Raw genomic sequence first — 21564 nt, 5'->3', positions numbered from 1 at the left:
GGAGGCGGCAGATTAGGCAGCGCGGCGTGGCCGAAACAGCACGCCGCGGGCAGCTCAGTTTTCGCTGGCGGTTACGAATCCAGGCCGGCGCAGCCGGGCAGCTCGGCGTGCAGGAAATCGATGAAGGCGCGTACCTTGGGCTGCAGATGGCGCGATGTGGGGTAGACCGCATGCACGAAGCGCGGCGGATAGCGGTGGTCGGGCAGCACCTGCTGCAGTTCGCCCTGGGCCAGTGCCGGCGCGGCCAGGAACGAGGGCAGGGCACCGATGCCCATGCCGGCCACCAGCAGGTCGCGCAGCAGCAAGCTGTTGTTGACGGTGACGCGCGCGGGCAGGGTGATTGTCACCTGGCCATCGGGACCGAGCAGCGGCCAGCTGCCGGGGGAGTCGGACAGGCTGTAGGCCAGCACGCTGTGCGCCTGCAGATCGTCCACCGCCTGCGGTGCCGGATGCTGCCGCAGGTAGGACGGGGCCGCGCACAGCACCTGCTGCAGCGACGCCAGCCGGCGCGCCACCAGGCGTGAATCATCCAGTTCGGCACGCAGCCGCAGCGACACATCGAAACCCTCACCGACTGCATCGAGCAGGCGATCTTCCATCACCAGGTCCAGCGACAACTGTGGATGCTGCTGCAGGAAGCGCGGCAGCAGCGGCGACAGCGTGCTCAGTGCGAATGACTGCGGCGCGTTCACGCGCAGGCGTCCGGCCACCTCGCCGCGCTGTTCGGCGATGCCGCGTTCCAGCGCTTCCAGCTCGTCGAGCAGGCGGCAGCATTCGCGGTAATAGGCGTGGCCGGTTTCGGTCAGGCTCATGCGCCGCGTGGTCCGCTGCAGCAGCACCACGCCCAGGTGCGTTTCCAGCGTGCGCAACTGCTTGCTCAGGCCGGCCGGCGACATGCCCAGGTCTTCGGCGGCACGAGCGAGCCCGCCGCGTTCGACGATGCGGCGGAAGGCGCGCATCAGGTTGAAGGAGTCCATGCCGGTCCCGGGCGCGATGAGAGCGTCATTGTAGATCCACGCCATGCGTGGATGTGGGAAGCGTGGTGCCCGCAGGGTTGCGCCGTTTGTTCAAGCCCGCAACCCACACGCCACGCCAGCATGCAGGCCCCTCACTTCCCGGGTTGCCCATGAAGCACTGGATGCTCCGCCTGTATGCCCCGCTGTTCCTGCTTGGATTCGTCGCCACTGCCGTCGTCTGGGTCGGCCACTGCCATGGCGATCCGTTGTGGCTGCTGGCCCTGCTGGCGATCGCCATTGCGGTTTCGTTCGTCGCCGAGCGCGCCTGGCCGTATGACCCTGCGTTCAACCGCGACCACGGCGACCGTGTGCGTGACGCCCTGCATGCGCTGGTCAACGAAGGCCTGAACCTGTTGTCGATCGCCGCGGTGCCGCTGCTGGCGGCGATCATTCCGTGGCAGTTGTGGCCGCTGCAGTGGCCGTTCGCACTGCAGCTACTGGTGGCGATCATCGCTGCCGATCTCGGCATCACCCTGGTGCACTACGCCAGCCATCGCATCGGCTGGCTATGGCGTCTGCATGCCGTGCATCACAGCGTGACCCGCATGTACGGTTTCAACGGGCTGATGAAACACCCATTGCACCAGGCCGCCGAAGCGGTGGGCGGTGTGCTGCCATTGCTGCTGTTGGGCCTGACGATGCCGGTGGCGGCGGTGCTGGCCTTCGCCATCGCCATCCAGCTGCTGCTGCAGCACTCCAACGTGGACATGCGTCCCGGCGTGCTGGGCCGGGTGATGGCCTGGGCGCCGCTGCACCGCTTCCACCACATGCGTTACGGCACCGCCGGCGACGTCAACTTCGGCCTGTTCCTGACCGTCTGGGATCACCTGCTGGGGACCGCTTTCGATGCGCCGGGCTATCGGCTGCAGCATCGCGACCTCGGCATCGGCAGCCAGCCGGACTATCCGCGCGATTACCCCGGGCAACTGCTGGCGCCGTTCCGCGAACTGCCACATGGCGAGGTGCCGGAGCTGCCGGAAGGTCTGCGCAGGCGCGGATGATGGGTCGTGTCAGGCCGCGTGCAGCTGCAGGCCCTGCAGTTGCGCGGCACTGATGCCGAACATGCGGCGCAGGCTGCGCGACAGATGGGCCAGATCGGCGAATCCAGCGGCATGCGCACTGTCGGTCAGGCTGTGGCCGTGCAGATGATGCGTGAGTGCATTGCGCAGGCGTTGCCACAGTACCCAGCCGCGGAGTGTCACCGCCAGGTCGGACTGGAAACGCCGGTGCAGCTGGCTGGCCGACAGGTGCGCCGCCTCGGCGATATCGGCGGCCGGCACCGGGTCAGGCAGGTGCTGGGCGATACGGGCCAATGCCGCCTGCACGCGGCGGTCCAGCGGTTGTGGGCGGCTCAGCCGTGGCAGCCAGTCGCGTAGCTCCATGGTATTGCCCGGCAGTGCGTGCAGATGCTGCTGGATCTGCGTGGAATCGGCATGCGCGGGTTCGAGGAACACCGTGCAGCCCGCTTCCGGCGCCGACAGGATCGCATGCGTCTGGAAGGAGGGCAGCCACAGCCGTTGGCCCTGCTGCCGTACGCCATCGACTTCGACCTGCCAGGGCGTACCGTCGCTCAGCAGCAGTTGATGGGCGTAGTGCGCATGTACGCTGCTGTCACCGGCATGGCCCTGCAGCACCGCCACGTGAGCATCCAGCAGCAGCGTGCCATTCCAGGGCAGGGCGGGGGAGGACATGGAGGGATTGTAGATCCACGCCATGCGTGGATGAATCTCCATCGAAATCGATTAATTCGACGATTGATCGAAGAGCATCCACGCCTGGCGTGGATCTACTGCAGATTGCGGCGAATTGTCGAAGGCGGGGTGGGTCCGGTTGCAGGGGCGTGAGCGCCATGGATGGCGCGACCGAGGCTACATGGACGTACTTGCGCCGTCCCCCGCAACCGGACCCACCCCGCCACCCCACAGGAACCCAGCTTTTGCTTCTGCTGTTGCATTGGCCGTTGCCTCTGCGGGTGCCGGGCGCACTCTCACCGCCCGTGCGGATCCGGCCGGTGATGCACGTACTCGACCACCGTGCCATCGGGATGCACCGCATTGAACGCCGCCCCGGTCGGCACCACCTGCAGCGGGAAGATGATCTCGGCACCGGCCGCGACCAGTTTGTCGTGATAGGGCCGAACGTCATCGACCAGCAGCGTCCCCGTGGTCGAAGTGAATGGCGCCAGCGCCTCATCGCAACCTTCGATCAGCAGGAATGCACCGACCATCGCCAGGCGTAGGCCGGCATCGGGAAACGGGAAGCCCGCATCGGCCACCACACCCTGCAACTGCTCGTAGAACGCCACGCTGCGCTCCAGTTCGCCAGGGGCAACGAATACCCGGATCAGCACGCGTGGGCTGCGCTGGGTGGAGGTATCACAGCGGTCACGCCAGAGATGATCGAAGTCGCGGTGTATGTTCATGGGCGGGGTCCAGGGCCGGTGACACCTCATTATCGGCAGCCCCACGCGGCCTGCTGATGACCGCCGGTGATGGCCTGATAACCGCTGGCCGGGTTGCCTCTGTGACTTAGGTCCTGTTGACAGGTGTGAACGCCCTCGCACAATCTTCACAGGATTGGGTCGCCCTGCGCGGCCCGGACAGGCAGGTTGTCACGCCGGGAGGAGGGTCCCAGGCGCAGACCGGCCCGTCCTTCGGCCTGCGGGAGGTTGCCTGGCAATTCCTGCGCGGCATGAACGCTGCACCCTTCGGCGGCACTTTCCCTGGACCGATTGCCTTGGCAACGGAATTACGCCTGCCGATGAAAACGTTTACAAAGCCGCTTGCACTGTCCCTGGCCCTGTCTGTCGCACTGGCCGCCCCGGCCTGGGCCGACCCCGCCGCGTTCACTGTGCTGACCCTGGAACAGGCCCCGACCGCCGAGACGATGCCGGCCCTGGCCGCCCAGCTGAAGACCCTGCAGGTGGACGCGGTCAGCGTGCGCCAAGTGCAGCGCGGCATCGGCCAGGTCGATCCGCTGCAGGTGCTGGCCGATGGCCTGGGCTACGAGTACCGCTTCATCGCCGCCGGCAGGGACGATGGCCAGATCCAGCGCGGCCAGGCCGTGCTGACCCGGTTGCCGATCGCCGCTGAATCCGGCCCCGACCAACCGGGCCTGAATTACCTGCGTCTGGACGATGGCCGCCACACCGTGGCGGTCTATACCGATGCCGGCGCAGGTGCCGCGCAGCTGCCGGCGCTGGTCACCCGTTCGCGGCTGGGGGCGCCGGCGGTGCTGCTCGGCGCGGTGGCCGGTGAATCGGCCAAGGCCGCCGGCTTCGATCCGGCGCGTGTCGCCCTGGAAGCCGATGCCAGCTATTTCAGCGACGGCTTCCAGGCCGCCAGCAGTGCGCCGTTCAAGGTGACCGGCAGCACGCTGCGCGCCACCTTGCTGACCCTGGCCTATGCCGCCGACAAGCGCGGCGACACGCCGTGGATGGACACCAGCCTCAACGCCGATGCACGCGCTGCGCTGCTGCTGAAGGCGATGACCGAGGATGAGAAGTTCCAGATGCTGCACAGCTACTTCGGGCTGGGCAAGGACGGTGGCCCGTTGCCGGAAGGCGCGGTCGGTTCGGCCGGTTTCGTGCCGGGCGTGGCGCGGCTGGGCATTCCGTCGCAGCAGTCGGCCGATGCCGGCGTCGGCGTGACCAATCCGGGCGGCATCCGCCCCGGTGATTTCGCCACGGCGATGCCATCGGGCCCATCCACCGCATCGAGCTGGAACCGGCAGGTCGCCTTCGCGGGTGGCGCGACCATGGGCCGCGAGGCATGGCAGCAGCGCTTCAACATCCTGCTGTCGGGCAGCGTCAACCTGCAGCGTGATCCGCGCAATGGCCGCAACTTCGAATATGCCGGTGAAGATCCGCTGCTGGCCGGTTCGATGGTCGGCGCGCTGATCCAGGGCGTGCAGAGCCAGCACGTGATCTCCTCGATGAAGCACTTCGCGCTGAACGACATGGAGACCCGCCGCAACTTCCACGACGTGCGCATTGGCGAACAGGCCATGCACGAGTCGGACCTCCTGGCCTTCGAGATCGCGCTGGAAGCCGGCCGCCCGGGCGTGGCGATGTGCTCGTACAACAAGATCAACGGCACCTACGGCTGCGAGAACGGCTACCTGATGAACCAGGTGCTGAAGCAGGAATGGAAGTTCCCCGGTTTCGTGATGTCCGACTGGGGTGGCGTGCACAGCGGTTCGAAGGCGGCGCTGGCCGGCCTGGACCAGCAGTCGGCCGGCGAAGTGTTCGACGCGGCGGTGTTCTTCGATGAGCCGCTGCGCCTGGCCGTGCATGGCGGCGTGGTGCCGCAGGCGCGCCTGAATGACATGGTCGCGCGCATCCTGCGCACGATGTTCCTACATGGCAACTTCGACAACCCGCCGCAGCACCAGAAGGTCGATGCCGAGGCCGGCTTCGCCGTCGCCCAGCGCACGGTGGAAGAGGGCAGCGTGCTGCTGCGCAATGAAGGCAACCTGCTGCCGCTTGCCGACACGGTGAAGCGCATCGTCATCATCGGTGGCCACGCCGACAAGGGCGTGATCGGTGGCGGTGGTTCGTCGATGGTGGGCGTGACCGCCAAGGGCACCAATGCGGTGCCGGGCGTGCTGCCGACCACCTGGCCGGGCCCGGTGATCTTCCACCCGTCCTCGCCGCTGGAATCGCTGCGCGCAGCGCGTCCGGACGCGACCATCGAGTACGTGGACGGCACCAACGCCGCCGCCGCGGCCAGGGCTGCCGCGCAGGCCGACGTCGCCATCGTGTTCGCCACCCAGTGGGCCGCCGAATCGGTGGATCTGCCGGACATGCAGTTGCCGGACAACCAGGACGCGCTGATCTCGGCGGTGGCCAAGGCCAACCCGAAGACCGTGCTGGTGCTGGAAACCAATGGCCCGGTGCGCACGCCATGGCTGGCGCAGGTGCCGGCGATGCTGCAGGCCTGGTACCCGGGCATCCGCGGTGGCGAAGGCATTGCCGCGCTGTTGACCGGCCAGGTCAATCCGTCCGGCCGCCTGCCGGTGACCTGGGTGGTGGACGAATCGCAGCTGCCGCGCCCGCACATCGACGGCCTCGGCTTCAAGCCGGCCAAGCCGTTCGGTGATGTGTTCGATTTCGATATCGAAGGTGCCAACGTCGGTTACAAGTGGATGGCGGCCAAGGGCCTGAAGCCCACCTTCGCGTTCGGTCATGGCCTGTCCTACACCTCGTTCGCCTATGAAAACCTCAAGGTGAGCGTGGAAGGCTCGCGCCTGGTCGCCAGCGTGGACATCCGCAACACCGGCAAGCGCGCCGGTGCCGACGTGGCCCAGCTGTACCTGAAGCTGCCGGCCGGCAGCACCACGCCGATCCGCCTGATCGGCTATGACAAGGTGCAGCTGCAGCCGGGCGAACAGCGCCGCATCCGCATCGAAGCCGAGCCGAAGACGCTGGCGCACTACGATGCGCAGGCCCGCCAGTGGAAGATCGACGGCGGCACCTACCAGGTGCAGCTGTCGCGCAATGCTGCCGAGCCGCTGCAGACGGTGGACGTGCAGCTGGTGGAGCAGGTGCTGCGCTGAGGCCTTGAAGACACGGCCCCGGAAGGGGCCGTGTTTGTTTGAGGTGTTTCTGTAGAGTCGAGCCCACGCTCGGCTGATGAACGGCCAAGGCCGAGCCGACACGCAGCCGAGCATGGGCTCGGCTCTACACAGGCGCGCTGCCAAACCATCCGCGCAGGAAATCAATCAGCTGCCGCACCTTCGGTGAGGGCTGCGTGCTGTGCGGGTAGACCGCGTACACGCTCTGCTGCGGGAAGCGGTGCTGGCGCAGCACCGGGCGCAGCCGGTCCTGGGCCAGGTCGTCCTCGATCAGCCAGCGTGGCAGCACGGTGACCCCGGCGCCGGCCACGGCGAAGGCACGCAGGCTGCTGGCACCATCTACGCGCACCACCGCATTGCCCGGGCTGGTGGCAAACAGGGCGTCGCTGCCATCCGGCGCCACCACCGGCACGTCGGCCAGGCGCGGGTAGCCGAGGCGGGGCAGGGTGCCCAGCTGCACGGGGTCGTCGGCAGCATCGGCAGAGGGCAGGCGTGCCAGCAGGGACGGAGCCGCCACGGGGCACAGTGGATGGCGTTCCAATTCGCTGGCGTGCAGGCCCGAATCCGGCAGACGGCCGAGGCGGATCGCCAGATCGAAGCGTTCGGGAATCAGGTCCGCCGGCGCGGGAGACGTGGACAGGTGCAGCTGCAGCGCCGGGTGCCGCGCACGGAACGCCTCCAGCGCAGGAATCAAGCGTAGCTGGGCGTACTCCGGCGTGGTGGTCAGGCGCAGCACGCCCTGAAGCTGGTGCTGGTCGCGGCGCGCGGCATCGATCGCCGCCTGGGCGGCGTCCAGCGCCTGCACGCAGTGCTGCAGGAACTGCTCGCCAGCCTCGGTCAGGGACAGGTGCCGGGTACTGCGCAGCAGCAGGGTCACGCCCAGCTCCTGTTCCAGCCGCCTCAGGTTGAAGCTGACCACCGCGCGGCTGAGGCCCAGGCGGTCGGCGGCGGCGGTCAGGCTGCCGGCCTCGACCACGGCGCGGAAGATATCGAAGCGATCGAGGCTGACCATGGCGGTCCATTGTCAAAACAGATTTGACAGTGTTGCAGCTGTCGTCGTGTTTTTCCAACAAGGCCCGCACGGCATGCTGGCCGCTTCCCTGCTGGAGCGCCGCCGATGCCGTCCCCCCGCCTGCGCCATGAGGCGATCTTCCTGCTGGTGTTCGCCCTGGATCTGGTCAACATGTTCATCGCCACGGTGGCCTATCCGGCACTGGCAGCGGAACTGCACGCTGATGTCGGTACCCTGGCCTGGGTGGGCACCGCCTACATGCTGGGCCTGAGCGTGGTGATTCCGCTGGCGCCTTGGTTGGCCGCGCGCTGTGGTGAGCGTCGCCTGCTGCTGGTGGCGTTGCTGTTGTTCGCGGTTGCCGCTGTGCTGGCCGGCGCCGCACCGGGTATCGGCTGGCTGCTGGGCTGGCGCCTGCTGCAGGGGCTGGCCGGTGGCCTGCTGATTCCGGTGGCACAGGCGGCAGCGTACCGACAATGCACGCCTGACCAGCGTGGCGCGCTGACCCGGCGCATCCTGCTGGTGGCGCTGCTGGTACCGGCACTGGCGCCCGCGTTGGGCGGGTTGTTGGTGCAGTGGTTGGCCTGGCGAGGCGTGCTCTGGGCCAGCCTGCCCTTGGCGGTGGTGGCGATCGCGCTTGTGCTGGCATGGATGCCGGCCGATGGCGTGCGCAGTGCGCCGCGGCTGCAGGCCTATGCGCTGTCCACCGCGATGCTGGCGCTGGGCGCGCTGCTGCTGGCGCTGACCTGGCTGGGTGAGTCCGGACACCGCGGCGCAGGTGCCGTGTTGTTGCTGGTCGCACTGCTGCTGGCGGTGGCCCACCTGCGGCATGCGCGTCGGCAGGCGCAGCCCCTCCTGCGCTGGTCGTTGCTGTCGCATCGTGGGCTGCGGCTGGCGATGCTGATCTATCTGGCCGTACCCGGTGTATTCATCGGCAGCCAGCTGGTCAGTACCCTGCAGCTCCACCAGGCCGGTTACAGCGCGGCACGCATCGGCGCGCTGATGCTGCCGTGGGCGCTGGCCTCGGCCACTGCGATCACGGCCAGCAAGCGCCTGCTGGCTCGCTTCGGCCCGGCCACGGTACTGCGTACGGGCATGCTGCTGCAGGCCAGCGGCCTGCTGTTGATGGCGCTGCTGCCGCAGCCGGCCTTCGCGTTGGCCGCGCTGTTGTTCGCGCTGATGGGGGCGGGCGGCAGCCTGTGCAGCAGCACGGCGCAGACGCTGGCCTTCCATGGCGTGGAGGGTGAAGCGCTGGGCGATGCCAGTGCCCTCTGGAACCTCAACCGTCAGCTCAGCTTCTGCCTCGGTACCGCCGCCATTGCGCTGCTGCTGGCATTGGCCATGCAATGGCTGCCGGCAAACGCCACGCGCGTGGCGCTGGGGCTGGCCGCCCTACTGACTCTGCTGCCGATGGTATTGCTGCGCCGGCCGCAATCGATCTCTCTTTCCCAACCCGAGACAATGCAATGACGATGACCGCAGAGAACGAGTTCCATGATCTGATCGCCAAGCTGCAGGCCTGGTTCCGTGCGGAAGCAGCCGCCAGTACGCTGGATGCGCTGATGGATCATTTCTGCACCGACTTCAGCATGGTCGGTATTGCCGGGCAGCGCCTGGACCGCGAAGCCCTGGCCGGCATGTTCGCTGGCGGCCATGGTGCCCGCCCGGGCTTGCGTATCGAAATCGATGCCCTGCAGTTCATTGCGGTGCCGGCACCGTTGGTGATGCTGCGCTACCGTGAAGGGCAGGGCGTTGCTGAAGGTGGGATGGCCTGGCGTGAAGCACTGGCCGTGCTGCGGCAGGAAGACGGCCGTTGGCGTTGGCTGGCGTTGCATGAAGTAACGGCAGCCTGATGTTGTAGAGCCGAGCCCAGGCTCGGCTGCTCTTCGGGGAGGTTGCGGTGGCCCCAGCCGAGCGTGGGCTCGGCTCTACAACGGCCAGATGGATGCGTGCCCGTCGGGCAGCACATGTGCCATCAGTCCTGCCTGCATCCACCGCAGAATGCAAAGCCCGCACACACTTCACGGCTCGGGGCAGGAGTAGGCTTGAGGCTTTCCTGCCGGGAGGGGTTGTCCATGCGTGTGCGTGCCGTCGCTGTAGCCATTGCCCTTTGCCTGTCCAGCACCGTGCTGGCCGCCGATACCCCGCCGATGACCCCGGACATCAGCGGCAAGCCCTTCGTTGCCCCTGATGTCGGTCGCGACTACGACAAGCGCGTGGTGATGGTGCCGATGCGTGACGGCACCAAGCTGTATACGGTGATCGTGGTGCCCAAGGGCGCCCGCAACGCGCCGATCCTGCTGACCCGCACACCTTACGATGCCGCTGGCCGCGCCAGCCGCAGTGATTCGCCACGCATGCGCGACCTGCTACCGCAGGGCGACGAGGTGTTCGTCGACGGCGGTTACATCCGCGTGTTCCAGGACATCCGCGGCAAGTACGGCTCCGAAGGCGATTACGTGATGACCCGGCCGCTGCGCGGGCCGTTGAACAACACCAAGGTGGACCACTCCACCGATGCCTGGGACACCATCGACTGGCTGGTGAAGAACGTACCGGAGAGCAATGGCAAGGTCGGCATGCTCGGCTCGTCGTACGAGGGCTTCACCGTGGTGATGGCGCTGACCGACCCGCATCCGGCACTGAAGGTGGCTGCGCCGCAGAGCCCGATGGTCGATGGCTGGATGGGCGACGACTGGCTCAACCACGGTGCGTTCCGCCAGGTCAACTTCAACTATTTCGCGATGCAGACCGAGAAGCGCGGCAAGGGCACGCCGCTGCCCAGCCTCGGCTACGACGACTACAGCACCTTCCTGCGCATCGGTTCGGCCGGCGACTACGCGCGCTTCACCGGTGTGGACCAGCTGACCTGGTGGAAGAAGCTGGTCGAGCATCCGGCCTATGACGGGTTCTGGCAGGGCCAGGCGCTGGATGCGGTGATGGCGAAAACACCGCTGAAGGTGCCGACCATGTGGCTGCAGGGCCTGTGGGACCAGGAGGACATGTTGGGTGCCAACCATGCCTACCAGGCAATGGAAGGGCGCGACAGCGGCAACAACCGCAATTACCTGGTGATGGGGCCGTGGCGGCACAGCCAGGTGAACTACAGCGGCAGCGAACTGGGCGCGCTGAAGTTCGATGGCGATACCGCGCTGCAGTTCCGCCGTGATGTACTCAAGCCGTTCTTCGACCAGTACCTGGTGGACGGTGCGCCGAAGGCGGACACGCCGCCGGTGCTGATCTACAACACCGGTGAGAACCACTGGGATCGCCTGAAGGGTTGGCCGCGCAGCTGCGACAAGGGCTGTGCCGCCAGCAGCAAGCCGCTGTTCCTGCGCGCCGGCGGCAAGCTGGCGTTCCAGGCGCCGGCGGCGGGCGAGGGCGACTTCGAGGAGTATGTGTCCGATCCGGCCAAGCCGGTGCCGTTCGTGCCGCGCCCGGTACGTTTCGGTGACCGCGACATGTGGACCACCTGGCTGGTCAAGGACCAGCGCTTCGTCGATGGTCGCCCGGACGTGCTGACCTTCATCACCGAACCGCTGGCCGCGCCGCTGCGCATCGGCGGCGCACCGGTGGTGCATCTGCAGGCCTCGACCAGTGGCACCGACAGCGACTGGGTGGTGAAGTTGATCGATGTGTATCCGGACCAGGAAGCGTCCACGCCGGAGATGGGGGGCTATGAGTTGCCGGTGTCGCTGGCAATCTTCCGTGGCCGCTACCGCGAGAGCTTCAGTGATCCGAAGCCGCTGGCGGCCAACGAAGTGCTGCCGTACCGCTTCGATCTGCCCAACGCCAACCACACCTTCCAGAAGGGGCACCGGGTGATGGTGCAGGTGCAGTCCAGCCTGTTCCCGCTGTACGACCGCAACCCGCAGACCTACGTGCCGAACATCTACCTGGCCAAGCCGGGCGATTACCAGAAGGCCACGCAGCGGGTCTGGCACAGCGCGGCACAGGCGAGCTACATCGATCTGCCGGTGTATTGAAGCGGCCAGGGTGACGCCGGGCATGGCCCGGCGCTACCCGGGGATGTGCGGTGTCGGTAGCGCCGGGCCATGCCCGGCGGCGTTGATGGTGCCGGCCGCTGGCCGGCCTCCGCGATGGCACGGGAGCGTGTCGACCAAGGTCGACACCTGCCAGGGCTGGGCCATGGCATGCCGATCGACCAAGGTCGGCACCTATCAGGGCACCAGCCTTCAGCCCACCTTCGAGGGGCCCGTGCGCCAGCGGCTGGGTACCAGGCCGAAACGTTTGCGGAATGCAGCGGCGAAATTGCTGGGGTGGCGGTAACCACTGGCGGCGGCGGCCTGCTCAACCGTCCATCCGTCTTCGCGCAGCCCCTGTTCGGCGTGGCGCATGCGCTGCTCGTGCAGGTAGTCGAATACCGAGCAGCCGTACTGCTGGGCGAAATGACGGCGCAGCGAGCTCGGGCTCATGCAGGCCAACTGGGCCAGTTCGATCAGACTGTGGGCATGGCTGGGATCGTCGTGCAGGTAGGCGCGCACACGCTCCAGCCGCTCGCGCTGGCCCGCGCGCAGCGTTCGTACATGGTCGGTCTGCAGATCCTCGGCCTTCAGGCCAACGGCCAGCAGCTGCAGTGCGACGCCTTCGCGCCACAAGGCGTCGATGCCGTCCTCCCATGGGCTGTCGAACAGCTGGCCCAGCACTGGCAGCAGGGTATGCGGAATGGCCCAGTGGCGGCATTCCAGGTGCGTGTTGAGCGCGGTTTCCAGCTGCGGCAGATGGAACAGGTCCGGGTCGATCTGGCCGGGCACCATCACGCTGACGCCGCGCATGCGCGTTTCGCCGGGATGCGCACCCGTCATCTCGACCTGTTCGCGGTGGTGCGCGGTCATTGCCGTGCCAGCGCGCAGGGTGAAACCAGCGCGTCGCGGAATGCGCACATCGACCTGGCCCTGCAGCATCACGCGGATGGCCAGGCCGGGACTCTGATGGGCGGTCGCCACATAAGGAAAGCGATTATGGACGTCGGAGGCGATCAGGCTCATGCCGCCGCGCAGGAACTGCTCGTTGACCTCGCCATGGCCGGCCCACTGGTCGTCGCGCAGGTGTTCCGGGTCGGCGCGGTAATCGAAGCCATGGCGGTGGCCGAAGCGGCGGTAATCAGCAAAAGTGAAATATCGGGACATCGCTCGGCACGTGCTTTGGAGGTGGACGCTGGCATTACCTCGCCCACGCACTCTGCAACACAGATGCAGATCCGGTCGTTACCCGTGAGACATGCTGGGAAGCAGTGGCATGGGCACTCTGGAGTGTGGGGGGAACACCAGGTTGAATTGAATGTGTCGGAGAAAATGGAAACGTTTCCCATTGTCGCCTCGATTCGCGCGCTTTTGATTTAAATATGGTCAAAACGATTGACGATTACGGCCAAAGTGAAAATGCCGCCGAACATACGCCAGCGTTTTGCATGCATATCCGTACGCAATTCCATACATCAACTTGAGTTGAGGTTTCATGGCTGGAACGATCCGCCATGGACGCGATGTCAGCCAGGCCATCACGGGCGCACGCGTAGGGTAGGGCGGTTGGCTGTTGCAGGCCACTTCGATACCCCCACTGATGGAGAACGCAGATGATTGACTACCAGCTCACCGGCAAGACCGCGATCGTGACCGGCGGCGTGTCCGGTATAGGCCTGGCTGTGGCGCAGACCCTGGCCGCGTCCGGTGCCCGTATTTCGGTCTGGGACCTCAAGCAGGATGCGGTGGATGCCACCGTGGCGCAGTTGCGGGATGCGGGTGCACAGGCCATCGGCATCGCGCTGGACGTCACCGACGACGCTGCGGTGGAGGCGGCAGTGCAGCGCACGATCAAGGAACTCGACGGCCTGCATGTGGCGGTCAACAACGCCGGTATCGGCGGGCCGGCTGCCAGCAGCGGTGACTATCCGATCGATGGCTGGCAGCGGGTTATCGACGTCAACCTCACCAGCGTGTTCCTGTGCCAGCGTGCGCAGATCCAGGCGATGCGAGCCGCTGGAACCGGCGGCAGCATCATCAACATGGCCTCGATCCTGGGCCAGGTGGGCTATGCCGGTTCCACTGGGTACGTGGCGGCCAAGCACGGCGTGGTTGGGCTGACCCAGACCGCCGCTTGGGAACATGCGGCCGACGGCATCCGTGTCAACGCGGTCGGCCCGGGCTTCATCAGCACACCGCTGCTGGAGAAGATGGACCCGAAGGTGCGCGCCACGCTGGAAGGCCGCCATGCATTGAAGCGGCTGGGCACGGCCGAGGAAGTTGCGGCGCTGGTGGCCTGGCTGGCCAGCGACGATGCCTCGTTCGCGACCGGCGCGTACTACGCCATCGATGGTGGCTATCTGGCGCAATGATGCGGTAATCGCAGGCGACGGTGATGCCGGGCAGGGCCCGGCGCTGCCGGGTGAACGGGCTGTGGTGCGGCCTTCACCGTTGTGCCACGGCTGCCGCGCGACGCTCCGGGAAAATCCCGGAGCCTCTCCCATGGAACTCACCCAGGATGTCTCGATCCTGCTGCGCGTGGCCGCAGCCATGTTGTTCGGCGGCGTGCTCGGCGTCGAGCGCGAGATGGGCAAGCACGCGGCGGGCCTGCGCACGCACATGCTGATCGCCGGTGCCGCCGCACTGATTGTCGGCCTCGGCGACTCGGTGGCTGAGCATTTCCAGCAGGAGCGCTATCGCGACCTGCTGCAGGTCGACCCGGTCCGTCTGATCGAAGCGGTGGTGGCCTGTGTTGGCTTCGTTGCCGCTGGCACCATCCTGCGCGGCTCACGCGAAGACCAGGTCAGCGGATTGACTACCGCAAGCTCACTGATCATGGCGGCGGCCATTGGCATCGCCGTGGGCATCGGTAAATACGTGATTGCGATCGGCGTCAGCGTGCTGTGCGTGCTGGTGCTGGCGGTGATGCGGCGGTTGGAGAAACGGATCTCGTAAGGAATCTCGAGTTGCCGGCCAGCGGCCGGCACTACCATGGCGGCCTGAATGGTCGGACCAATATTGCATCTAGCGCTATGGTCTAATAGGCTCTTCGTCGGAGTGGCGGTTAAATCCGCTGCAAGTGGTCTGATCGAAATCTTTATTGGTACGACCAATAATCGACAGTCACGGCGACCCACCGCCTGCGGTGGGGCACCTTCCGCATCCAGTCGAGAGTCTTCATGCAGCCCTGGCAACACCTGTACGACCCCGCCGGCAACCTGTGGTTGTCCAGCCTGATCGCGCTGCTGCCGATCGCGTTCTTTTTCATTGCCCTGGCCGTGCTGCGCATGAAGGGCTGGCTGGCCGGCACGATCACCGTGGCCATCGCACTCGGCGTGGCCCTGCTGTTCTACGGCATGCCGCTGAGCCAGGCGCTTGGCGCGGCCGGCTTCGGCTTCGTCTATGGCCTGTGGCCGATCGCCTGGATCATCATCGGTGCCGTATTCCTCTACAAGGTCTCGGTCAAGACCGGGCAGTTCGACATCATCCGCGCCTCGATCCTCTCGGTCACCGAGGATCAGCGCCTGCAGATGCTGATGGTCGGCTTCGCCTTCGGTGCCTTCCTGGAGGGCGCGGCCGGTTTCGGTGCGCCGGTGGCGATCACCGCGGCACTGCTGGTCGGGCTGGGCTTCAAGCCGCTGTATGCCGCCGGCCTGTGCCTGATCGTCAACACCGCGCCGGTGGCGTTCGGTGCAATGGGCATTCCGATCATCGTGGCCGGGCAGGTCACCGGCCTGGATGCATTCGAGATCGGCCAGATGGCCGGCCGCCAGCTGCCGTTCCTGACCATCATCGTGCTGTTCTGGATCATGGCGATCATGGATGGCTGGCGCGGCATCAGGGAAACGTGGCCGGCGGTGCTGGTTGCGGGTGGCTCGTTCGCCATCGCGCAGTACCTGACCTCCAACTTCATCGGTCCGGAACTGCCGGACATCACCGCGTCGCTGGCGTCGCTGGTGTGCCTGACCCTGTTCCTGCGCCGCTGGAAGCCGGTGCGGATCTTCCGCTTCGATACCGAAACCAGCGCCGAGGCGGCCGCACAGGCACTGGAAGCGCCCCGCTACAGCGTTGGCCAGATCGCCAGGGCGTGGTCGCCGTTCCTGATCCTCACCGCGATGGTCACGCTGTGGAGCATCAAGCCGTTCAAGTCGCTGTTCGCGGCGGGTGGCCCGCTGGAAAGCTGGGTGCTCAAGATCCCGGTGCCGGGCCTGGACCAGATGGTGCAGAAGATGCCGCCGATCGTGGATGCACCGTTGAGCTACGAAGCCGTCTACAAGTTCGACTGGTTCTCGGCCACCGGTACCTCGATCATCCTCGCTGCGGTGATCGCGATCATCGCGCTGCGCATGCCGGCGCGGTCGGCGCTGCGCACCTTCGGCGAAACCGTGCGCGAGCTGCGCATGCCGATCTACTCGATCGGCATGGTGCTCGCCTTCGCCTTCATCGCCAACTATTCGGGCCTGTCGGCGACGCTGGCGCTGGCATTGGCGCACACCGGCGACGCGTTCCCGTTCTTCTCGCCATTCCTGGGCTGGCTGGGCGTGTTCCTGACCGGTTCGGATACCTCGTCCAATGCGCTGTTCTCGGCCCTGCAGGCAACCACCGCGCAGCAGATCGGCGTGTCCGACGTGCTGCTGGTGGCGGCCAACACCACTGGCGGTGTCACCGGCAAGATGATCTCGCCGCAGTCGATCGCCATTGCCTGCGCAGCGGTCGGCCTGGCCGGCAAGGAATCGGACCTGTTCCGTTTCACGGTCAAGCACAGCCTGATCTTCACCACGATGGTCGGCCTGATCACCCTGGCCCAGGCCTACTGGCTGACCTGGATGATTCCCTGAGCCATGCACGGTTGGCCGACCACCCGCTGCGCGCTTCGGGCCACAATGGCGCCATGAGCACGCAACGCATTTCCGACAAGGTGGCCGCACAGTTGCGCGGCCTGGTGCATGAACAACAGCTGCAGCCCGGTGACCGGCTGCCGGCCGAGCGCACCCTGGCGGTGCAGCTGGGGGTCTCGCGCACGGCGTTGCGCGAAGCCATCGCGCAGCTGGCCAGCCAGGGCCTGCTGACCGCACGCGTCGGTGGCGGCACCTATGTAGCCGAACCTGCGGCGCGCGCGCGGCAGGCGCTGGATGAACCGCTGGCGCCGTACCTGCCGCTGTTCCAGGGCGACCCGGAATACCGCTTCGACGTGCTGGAGATCCGCCACGCGCTGGAAGGTGCCACCGCCTGGCATGCCGCATTGCGCGCTACCGACGAGGACCGCACGCGCATCGCGCAGGCCTTCCAGACCATGATGGACGCGCACGGCAAGGACGACCCCACCGGCGAAGCGGAGGCCGACGCGGCTTTTCATCTGTCCATCGCCGAGGCCTCGCACAACCTGGTGCTGCTGCAGGTGATGCGCGGCCTGTTCGAGCTGCTGCAGACCAACATCTCGCAGAGCCGTGAAAAGCTCTACACCTCGGCGAGGACCTTCTCGCCGCTGTCCGACCAGCACCGCGAGATGATGGACGCGGTGCTGGCAGGCGACCCCGAACGCGCGCGCGCCGCCGCGCATGCCCACCTCGAGTTCGTGCACACCACGCTGCGCACCCTCGATGACAACGAAGCCCGGCGTGCGCGGGCCTCGCGTCTACCTTCCCCACACGGTTGACCCCATGATCATCTCCGCCTCCACCGATTACCGTGCCGCAGCGCAACGCCGGCTGCCGCCGTTCCTGTTCCACTACATCGATGGCGGCGCGTATGCCGAGCACACGCTGAAGCGCAACGTTTCCGACCTGTCCGACATCGCGCTGCGCCAGCGCATCCTGCGCAACATGTCCGACCTGAGCCTGGAAACCGAGCTGTTCGGCGAAAAGCTGGCAATGCCGGTGGCGCTGGCGCCGGTTGGGCTGACCGGCATGTATGCCCGGCGCGGTGAAGTACAGGCAGCGCGCGCGGCCGACAGCCGCGGCATCCCGTTCACCCTGTCCACCGTATCGGTGTGCCCGATCGAGGAAGTGGCACCGGCTATCCAGCGGCCGATGTGGTTCCAGCTGTATGTGCTGCGCGACCGCGGCTTCATGCGCAATGCGCTGGAGCGGGCACAGGCCGCGGGCGTGACCACGCTGGTGTTCACCGTGGACATGCCGGTGCCGGGTGCGCGCTACCGCGATGCACACTCCGGCATGAGCGGCCCGAACGCCTCGCTGCGCCGCATCGGCCAGGCCATCACCCATCCGCACTGGGCGTGGGACGTGGGCCTGTTCGGCCGCCCGCATGATCTGGGCAACATTTCCACCTACCGCGGCAACCCGACCGGGCTGGAGGACTACATCGGCTGGCTGGGCAGCAACTTCGATCCGTCCATTTCGTGGAAGGACCTGGAGTGGATCCGCGAGTTCTGGAAGGGGCCGATGGTGATCAAGGGCATCCTCGACCCGGATGATGCGCGTGACGCGGTGAAGTTCGGTGCCGATGGCATCGTGGTCTCCAACCACGGTGGCCGCCAGCTGGACGGCGTGCTGTCCACCGCGCGCGCACTGCCGGCGATTGCCGATGCCGTGCAGGGTGATCTGAAGATCCTCGCCGATTCGGGCATCCGCACCGGCCTGGACGTGGTGCGCATGCTGGCATTGGGCGCCGACACCGTGCTGCTGGGCCGTGCCTTCGTCTATGCGCTCGCCGCCCAGGGCGAGGCCGGCGTGGCCAACCTGCTGGACCTGATCGCCAAGGAAATGCGCGTGGCGATGACACTGACCGGCGCGCGCCGCATCGCCGACATCGGCCGCGATTCGCTGGTCAGCCTGCCATGAGTGGCCACGATGCCGTGCTGGCGCAGTTGCGCGACGCGGTCGGCAACCGCCATGTACTGACCGGCGACAAGGCCACGCGCCGCTTCCGCCGTGGCTATCGTTTCGGCGACGGCCCGGTGCTGGCCGTAGTGCGCCCGGGTACGCTGCTGGAACTGTGGCGCGTGCTGCAGGCAGCGGTGCAGGGTGGGGCGGCGATCATCCTGCAGGCGGCCAATACCGGCCTGACCGGTGGCTCGACCCCGGATGGCAACGACTACGGGCGGCCGATCGTGCTGGTCAGCACGCTGCGCCTGACCGGTATCCAGCTGTTGAACGAAGGCCGCCAGGTGCTGTGCCTGCCCGGCGCCACGCTGGACCGGCTGGAGCAGACGCTGGCACCGCTCGGCCGCGAACCACATTCGGTGATCGGCTCGTCCTGCATCGGTGCGTCGGTGCTGGGCGGCATCTGCAACAACTCCGGCGGCGCGCTGGTGCGCCGTGGCCCGGCCTATACCGAGCTGGCGCTGTATGCGCAGGTCGATGCGCAGGGCCAGCTGCAGCTGGTCAATCATCTGGGCATCGCGCTGGGCGATACGCCCGAGCAGATCCTGCAGCGCCTGCAGGTGGGCGACTACAGCGCGGCGGATGTCGGCAATGGCGACGGCCGTGCGGCTTCCGATCCACGCTATGCCGAGGAAGTACGCAAGGTCGATGCCGATACCCCGGCACGTTTCAACGCCGATCCCAGCCGCCACTACGAAGCCGCGGGTTCGGCCGGCAAGCTGGCGGTGTTCGCGGTGCGCCTGGACACCTTCGAGAAGGAGGCCGCCGAGGTCTTCTACATCGGTAGCAACCGCACCGACAGCCTGACCGCGATCCGTCGCCAGCTGCTGACCGGCTTCGAGCGGCTGCCGATTGCTGGTGAGTACATCCACCGTGATGCCTATGACATCGGCGAACGCTACGGCAAGGACAGCTTCCTGCTGATCGACCGCCTTGGCACTTCCCGCGTGCCCGCCGCGTTCGCGTTGAAGAGCCGTGTCGATGGCTGGTTCGAGCGATTGGGCCTGCGCGGCGTGACCGACCGTGTGATGCAGGTGCTGACGGACCTGCTGCCTTCGCACCTGCCCAAGCGCATGGGCGAGTTCCGCCAGCGTTATGAGCATCATCTGTTGCTGAAGGTCTCCGCGCAGGACGCAGCAGAAACCGAGGCCTGGCTGCGCGACTTCTTCACTGGCCACGAAGGTGGCTATTTCCACTGCACGGCGGAGGAGGGGCGCAAGGCGTTCCTGCATCGCTTCGCCGTGGCCGGTGCCGCGGTGCGCTACCGCGAAGTGCGTCGTGACCAGGTGCAGGACATCGTGGCGCTGGACATTGCCCTGCGCCGAGATGATGCCGACTGGTTCGAGCAGTTGCCGGCCGATATCGACGGCCGCCTGCTGCACAAGCTGTATTACGGACACTTCCTGTGCCACGTGTTCCACCAGGACTACATCGCGCGCAAGGGCGAAGACCCGATGGAGATCGAGCACGCGATGTGGGCACTGCTGGACCAGCGCGGCGCCGAGTATCCGGCTGAGCACAACGTCGGCCACCTGTACCCGGCCAAGCCGGCGCTGGCCGGGTTCTACAAGCAGCTGGATCCGAGCAATACGTTCAATCCCGGTATCGGCCAGACCTCGAAGGCCAAGGGGTGGGGTGGCTGCGACTGCGGATGATGTAGAGCCGAGCCGGCGCTTGGCTGGTGTTTGTGGTGAGAAGCAGTCGAGCAGGGCTCGACGCCGCCCGGGCAGCAGTTACCATCGGAGGCCCAACCGCAGGAGTCGTCCATGCCCACCGCTGCCGCCCGCGCCACCCTGTGCACTGCATTGCTGGCGATCCCGCTGCTGGCGCTGGCCCAGAGCGCGATCCTGCCGCAGCAGCGCGATGCCGCCGGCAACGTGATGGAGCCGCTGGGACAGGTACTGATCGCGAGTGAGACTGGACCGTCGGGGCTTTATGACTGCACGCGGGACAGCAACTGGTGCGTGCGCGTGCAGCCGGTGGCCGAGGAGGGGGACCGGCCCACCCTGCTTGAAGTGCTTGAGAAGGGGCCGGGCCAAGGCAAGCCGCACACCTACCACGTCAGCATCGACGTGCCGCGGGAAAGCGAGCTGTCGCTGTGGCCGTGGATCGTGCGCCTGGCCCCGGGCATGGGCAGCGATGAAACAGTGACCGACCAGCAGCAGCGCACCCGCCAGAATGTGCTGGTGGGCGGCATCGTCACGTTCAGCACCATGTACTCCGGTGGCGGTGCCGATGCGTCCACGCTGCAGTTGGCACGCGTGCGCCACCTGCAGGACGACATCCAGGTGGACGACGACGTGCTGACCGTGCCATGGCTGGGCAATGCGATGATCCGCGCCTGTTTCAGCGAGCAGGACAGCAAGCAGCGTGCAGGCGCCTGCCACGACGAATACAGCTTTTCGGCGAAGCTGGCGCTGGATCCAGCAGGGCAGGGCATGCCCGTGCTGCGCTACCAGACCGTGGCGACCCGGTTCCCGGCCGGTGTTTCGCGCTTCGAGGATTCGCTGGCCAAGGGGCCGCTGAAGAAGAAAGACCTGCGCACCGAGCAGGATCCGGCGTGCACCTATACGCGGTTGTTCCACTTCCGCGAGGGCATGTTCCACCCGGACCAGGCGCTGCCGGACTGCGCCGGCTATACCGAACCCTGAAGTGTAGAGTCGAGCCATGCTCGACTCGGGTTCTCGCGTGGCCCGGCCGCAGAGCAGCCGAGCGTGGGCTCGGCTCTACAAAAACTGAGGCGGCGCTTACTCGCAGCGGGTGGCGGTGATGACGTTGTCCTTGTCCACGAACACGCGCAGGCGGTCCTGGCGGATGTCCTTGGTGGTGATGGTGCTGGGGCCGATCGGGTTGACCAGGCCGGCACCACTCTCGCGGGACAGGCGGCGGATGTTGGGCTCATTGGCCGGCTGGCCGATCGCCCAGCCCAGCTGGCTGGCGTCACAACGGCCGCTGCCTTTGACTTCCGGGCCAGGGGTGCTGACGCAGGCCGACAGCAGCAGGGCAGAGGCCGGCAGCAACAGGGACAGACGGAATGCGGACATGCGAGCGCTCCTGCGCAGGGGAAGATGGCGGGAACGATAGCACCGAGCGTGCGAAAGGCGTCAGCGCCCCGGTCATTGCCGGCACAGCGTGGTCAT

18 protein-coding genes are annotated in these 21564 nt (G+C 66.9%); 12 read left to right on the top strand and 6 right to left on the bottom strand.

Translation table 11 applies throughout. From position 1 onward, the window contains the following. Nucleotides 1-71 precede the first annotated feature (71 nt). The gene (locus tag GOC52_RS12340; protein WP_010485030.1) at nt 72-1022 is read right to left on the bottom strand and encodes a LysR family transcriptional regulator; all 951 of its coding nucleotides are present in this window, start codon (nt 1020-1022) and stop codon (nt 72-74) included. Nucleotides 1023-1138: 116 nt separating this feature from the next. On the opposite strand from GOC52_RS12340, the gene GOC52_RS12335 reads away from it, so the two are divergent. Next, complete coding sequence (locus tag GOC52_RS12335) at nt 1139-2017, top strand: sterol desaturase family protein (RefSeq protein ID WP_238794399.1); 879 nt, start codon at nt 1139-1141, stop codon at nt 2015-2017. A gap of 9 nt (nt 2018-2026) precedes the next feature. Here GOC52_RS12335 and GOC52_RS12330 read toward each other — a convergent pair whose 3' ends face one another. Beyond that, nucleotides 2027-2731, bottom strand: coding sequence for a helix-turn-helix domain-containing protein (locus GOC52_RS12330; RefSeq protein ID WP_010485034.1), 705 nt, complete (start codon nt 2729-2731; stop codon nt 2027-2029). Nucleotides 2732-3003: 272 nt separating this feature from the next. Beyond that, nucleotides 3004-3438, bottom strand: a complete 435-nt coding sequence (locus GOC52_RS12325; RefSeq protein ID WP_010485036.1) for a VOC family protein — start codon at nt 3436-3438, stop codon at nt 3004-3006. Between the two features lie 338 nt (nt 3439-3776). Here GOC52_RS12325 and GOC52_RS12320 point away from each other — a divergent pair, with 338 nt between their 5' ends. Further along, nucleotides 3777-6572 (top strand): beta-glucosidase family protein, encoded by a 2796-nt coding sequence (locus GOC52_RS12320; RefSeq protein ID WP_191849573.1) that lies wholly within the window; start codon nt 3777-3779, stop codon nt 6570-6572. Nucleotides 6573-6696: 124 nt separating this feature from the next. On the opposite strand, the gene GOC52_RS12315 is transcribed toward GOC52_RS12320, so the two are convergent. Continuing rightward, a complete protein-coding gene (locus GOC52_RS12315; RefSeq protein ID WP_191849571.1) occupies nt 6697-7602 on the bottom strand; it encodes a LysR family transcriptional regulator in 906 nt (301 codons plus the stop codon). A 105-nt stretch (nt 7603-7707) separates the two neighbouring features. On the opposite strand from GOC52_RS12315, the gene GOC52_RS12310 reads away from it, so the two are divergent. The 3 genes from GOC52_RS12310 (at nt 7708) to GOC52_RS12300 (ending at nt 11585) form a co-directional block, all read left to right on the top strand. Further along, complete coding sequence (locus GOC52_RS12310) at nt 7708-9069, top strand: MFS transporter (RefSeq protein ID WP_191849569.1); 1362 nt, start codon at nt 7708-7710, stop codon at nt 9067-9069. Further along, nucleotides 9066-9452: a DUF4440 domain-containing protein gene (locus tag GOC52_RS12305; protein WP_010485044.1), complete on the top strand. Its 387-nt coding sequence runs from the start codon at nt 9066-9068 to the stop codon at nt 9450-9452. Before GOC52_RS12310 ends, GOC52_RS12305 begins: the two co-directional genes overlap by 4 nt. A 222-nt stretch (nt 9453-9674) precedes the next feature. After that, on the top strand, nt 9675-11585 hold the full coding sequence (locus GOC52_RS12300) for a CocE/NonD family hydrolase (protein WP_191849567.1): 1911 nt from the start codon (nt 9675-9677) through the stop codon (nt 11583-11585). 210 nt (nt 11586-11795) lie between these two features. Here the strand turns inward: GOC52_RS12300 and GOC52_RS12295 are convergent, their stop codons facing one another. Further along, entirely contained in the window at nt 11796-12749 is a 954-nt protein-coding gene (locus GOC52_RS12295; RefSeq protein ID WP_010485049.1) for a helix-turn-helix transcriptional regulator, read from the bottom strand. A 446-nt stretch (nt 12750-13195) separates the two neighbouring features. Here GOC52_RS12295 and GOC52_RS12290 point away from each other — a divergent pair, with 446 nt between their 5' ends. The 7 genes from GOC52_RS12290 (at nt 13196) to GOC52_RS12260 (ending at nt 21075) form a co-directional block, all read left to right on the top strand. Next, nucleotides 13196-13954, top strand: coding sequence for an SDR family NAD(P)-dependent oxidoreductase (locus GOC52_RS12290; RefSeq protein WP_191849565.1), 759 nt, complete (start codon nt 13196-13198; stop codon nt 13952-13954). Nucleotides 13955-14084: 130 nt separating this feature from the next. After that, complete coding sequence (locus tag GOC52_RS12285) at nt 14085-14537, top strand: MgtC/SapB family protein (protein WP_005410036.1); 453 nt, start codon at nt 14085-14087, stop codon at nt 14535-14537. 224 nt (nt 14538-14761) lie between these two features. Further along, nucleotides 14762-16420: an L-lactate permease gene (gene lldP, locus GOC52_RS12280; protein ID WP_191849563.1), complete on the top strand. Its 1659-nt coding sequence runs from the start codon at nt 14762-14764 to the stop codon at nt 16418-16420. 53 nt (nt 16421-16473) lie between these two features. Further along, on the top strand, nt 16474-17238 hold the full coding sequence (gene lldR / locus GOC52_RS12275) for a transcriptional regulator LldR (RefSeq protein ID WP_029379987.1): 765 nt from the start codon (nt 16474-16476) through the stop codon (nt 17236-17238). Nucleotides 17239-17242: 4 nt separating this feature from the next. Then, nucleotides 17243-18382, top strand: a complete 1140-nt coding sequence (gene lldD / locus GOC52_RS12270; RefSeq protein WP_010485059.1) for an FMN-dependent L-lactate dehydrogenase LldD — start codon at nt 17243-17245, stop codon at nt 18380-18382. Then, entirely contained in the window at nt 18379-20079 is a 1701-nt protein-coding gene (dld, locus tag GOC52_RS12265; RefSeq protein WP_191849561.1) for a D-lactate dehydrogenase, read from the top strand. The genes lldD and dld overlap by 4 nt, the downstream gene beginning before the upstream one ends. Nucleotides 20080-20190: 111 nt before the next feature. After that, nucleotides 20191-21075, top strand: coding sequence for a hypothetical protein (locus tag GOC52_RS12260; protein WP_191849559.1), 885 nt, complete (start codon nt 20191-20193; stop codon nt 21073-21075). Nucleotides 21076-21171: 96 nt separating this feature from the next. Here GOC52_RS12260 and GOC52_RS12255 read toward each other — a convergent pair whose 3' ends face one another. Next, nucleotides 21172-21468 carry an I78 family peptidase inhibitor gene (locus GOC52_RS12255; protein WP_010485066.1) on the bottom strand — a complete coding sequence of 99 codons (297 nt, stop codon included), beginning with the start codon at nt 21466-21468 and terminating at the stop codon, nt 21172-21174. Nucleotides 21469-21564 lie beyond the last annotated feature (96 nt).

Source organism: Stenotrophomonas sp. SXG-1, from assembly GCF_014083965.1.
Lineage (GTDB): Bacteria > Pseudomonadota > Gammaproteobacteria > Xanthomonadales > Xanthomonadaceae > Stenotrophomonas > Stenotrophomonas geniculata.
The sequence above is the reverse complement of the archived record's forward strand: the minus strand, read 5'-3'. Positions and strand labels throughout refer to the sequence as shown.

Excerpts from the sequence above, each read along its gene's own strand:
- GOC52_RS12285 (WP_005410036.1), top strand. The coding sequence starts at position 14,085 with ATGGAACTCACCCAGGATGTCTCGATCCTGCTGCGCGTGGCCGCAGCC.
- GOC52_RS12300 (WP_191849567.1), top strand. The coding sequence starts at position 9,675 with ATGCGTGTGCGTGCCGTCGCTGTAGCCATTGCCCTTTGCCTGTCCAGC.
- GOC52_RS12295 (WP_010485049.1), bottom strand. The coding sequence starts at position 12,749 with ATGTCCCGATATTTCACTTTTGCTGATTACCGCCGCTTCGGCCACCGC.
- dld (WP_191849561.1), top strand. The coding sequence starts at position 18,379 with ATGAGTGGCCACGATGCCGTGCTGGCGCAGTTGCGCGACGCGGTCGGC.
- GOC52_RS12330 (WP_010485034.1), bottom strand. The coding sequence starts at position 2,731 with ATGGCGTGGATCTACAATCCCTCCATGTCCTCCCCCGCCCTGCCCTGG.
- GOC52_RS12255 (WP_010485066.1), bottom strand. The coding sequence starts at position 21,468 with ATGTCCGCATTCCGTCTGTCCCTGTTGCTGCCGGCCTCTGCCCTGCTG.
- lldP (WP_191849563.1), top strand. The coding sequence starts at position 14,762 with ATGCAGCCCTGGCAACACCTGTACGACCCCGCCGGCAACCTGTGGTTG.
- GOC52_RS12305 (WP_010485044.1), top strand. The coding sequence starts at position 9,066 with ATGACGATGACCGCAGAGAACGAGTTCCATGATCTGATCGCCAAGCTG.
- lldD (WP_010485059.1), top strand. The coding sequence starts at position 17,243 with ATGATCATCTCCGCCTCCACCGATTACCGTGCCGCAGCGCAACGCCGG.
- lldR (WP_029379987.1), top strand. The coding sequence starts at position 16,474 with ATGAGCACGCAACGCATTTCCGACAAGGTGGCCGCACAGTTGCGCGGC.
- GOC52_RS12290 (WP_191849565.1), top strand. The coding sequence starts at position 13,196 with ATGATTGACTACCAGCTCACCGGCAAGACCGCGATCGTGACCGGCGGC.
- GOC52_RS12320 (WP_191849573.1), top strand. The coding sequence starts at position 3,777 with ATGAAAACGTTTACAAAGCCGCTTGCACTGTCCCTGGCCCTGTCTGTC.
- GOC52_RS12315 (WP_191849571.1), bottom strand. The coding sequence starts at position 7,602 with ATGGTCAGCCTCGATCGCTTCGATATCTTCCGCGCCGTGGTCGAGGCC.
- GOC52_RS12325 (WP_010485036.1), bottom strand. The coding sequence starts at position 3,438 with ATGAACATACACCGCGACTTCGATCATCTCTGGCGTGACCGCTGTGAT.
- GOC52_RS12335 (WP_238794399.1), top strand. The coding sequence starts at position 1,139 with ATGCTCCGCCTGTATGCCCCGCTGTTCCTGCTTGGATTCGTCGCCACT.
- GOC52_RS12260 (WP_191849559.1), top strand. The coding sequence starts at position 20,191 with ATGCCCACCGCTGCCGCCCGCGCCACCCTGTGCACTGCATTGCTGGCG.
- GOC52_RS12310 (WP_191849569.1), top strand. The coding sequence starts at position 7,708 with ATGCCGTCCCCCCGCCTGCGCCATGAGGCGATCTTCCTGCTGGTGTTC.
- GOC52_RS12340 (WP_010485030.1), bottom strand. The coding sequence starts at position 1,022 with ATGGCGTGGATCTACAATGACGCTCTCATCGCGCCCGGGACCGGCATG.